This window comes from Paenibacillus sp. P4_A7 (assembly GCF_056402455.1).
Genome location: NZ_JBFUHJ010000758.1, coordinates 1 through 1413, shown reverse-complemented (window position 1 = coordinate 1413; position 1413 = coordinate 1). Strand labels below are relative to the sequence as shown.

Annotated in this window: 2 protein-coding genes and 1 pseudogene; all 3 read right to left on the bottom strand. The window is 39.7% G+C overall.

Features of this window, described 5'->3' with window-relative positions; genetic code table 11:
• Positions 1–138 (bottom strand): annotated as a pseudogene (gene tnpB, locus AC1DWN_RS33730) (IS66 family insertion sequence element accessory protein TnpB); the annotation flags it as partial.
• Between the two features lie 28 nt (positions 139–166).
• Complete coding sequence (gene tnpA / locus AC1DWN_RS33725; RefSeq protein WP_477563182.1) at positions 167–502, bottom strand: IS66 family insertion sequence element accessory protein TnpA; 336 nt, start codon at positions 500–502, stop codon at positions 167–169.
• 293 nt (positions 503–795) lie between these two features.
• The coding region (locus AC1DWN_RS33720; RefSeq protein WP_477563181.1) for a glycosyltransferase family 8 protein at positions 796–1413 on the bottom strand (618 nt) is incomplete at its 5' end.

The window sequence follows — 1413 nt, the reverse complement described above, 5'->3', positions numbered from 1 at the left end:
GTACAGGATCTTAAGTTTGTTGCGTTCGCGATTGCAAAACACGAACAGACATGAAGAGAAAGGATCGAGACGAAAACCCTCTTGAACAAGTGCCGCTAAGCCATCGATCGATTTACGYAGATCGGTTGACCCAGAAGCGAGGTAGACGTGCTGGACACTGGGAGCGTCAGCATGGTGATTTCTCTAATGCATGCACGACTTCCCGGAGCAACTCTGGATTGAATCCGGAATGAAGTTCGATGCTAGCCTGTCCGATACGTACAACAAGAGAGGACGTGGAGACACGCGTGCCTGATGGATTGGCAACCGTGAGCGGCACCCAGCGAGTTGAAGGAGTTGGTGAACCGGAGGAGACATCTTCTTTCGATTTACGGAGCCAATATTTGAGCTGTTCCCGCTTAATCTGGTTGGCCGCACACCAGGCTGACATGGATAGGCCGCTGCATCTGTAATCTGTGATACGCTCTATCCTTGCTTGACGACGTTGTTCTCTCGTTGCCATGAAACAACCTCCTTTATTAGGTTGATTTCATTTTCTCATGAATGGTTTAGACGTTGAAGTTGGGTAGTATTTGACGCTTACCTATATAACTATACTTAGCTTTTTTTACAGCAAAGTTTTTACATTCACCAACAGTTTTCTTGCTAGGTAATTGATACACGAAAACATTGGGGTATTGTTTAGCCTTTTGTATCCACTGTTTAAGATCCATGTCATCATGGTTTAAAATAATAATTAGTTCCTTTTTTTTGAAAACCTGATGCGAATAGTTCTCGAAAACATTGTCCATGAGCTCAGGTCTTATTGTGCATGTAATTACTGAAATCATTTGACAACCCACCTTCCATTTGATCATTTGCCCATATCGTGGATTTCAGATAATAGTTATAATCATGTTGGTATACATGGCCATAGTCCCAAGGTTTTTTAGAACCGGTATAATGAATAATGGCTGGTTTGGTATTTGGGTATCGCTTTACATGAGCAGTTATGAAGTTCCATTTACGGTTTAATTTCAACCATTTATCATGAAGAATTGCATTCATGGGGTCCTGGCTACAGAATCTAATATTTGAACTTTTTTTTCTGCAGTAATTCAATATTCTGCTCGAAATTTTATTTTTCCTCCATTTTTTTAGATTTATTAGCAATACGCCAGCATTAAAGTAGCTTGATTTTTTTGGGATTCCCAATGCCTTTTTTCTCTTGTTTGATAGGTTCTTTTTTTCAACTGCTGCTAAATAATAATCATCGATATTGGTGTTCCAAATTTCTGAAATGTCCTCTTTTACGATGATGTCACTGTCCAAATACAGCGCTTTTGTAATCTCTTTACTCAATAAAGTTGGAATAGCTAGTCGATAATAGGTTTCCTTGGTAATATGGTCTCTTTCCATTAAGCCATCAAATAA

Excerpts from the sequence above, each read along its gene's own strand:
- tnpA (WP_477563182.1), bottom strand. The coding sequence starts at position 502 with ATGGCAACGAGAGAACAACGTCGTCAAGCAAGGATAGAGCGTATCACA.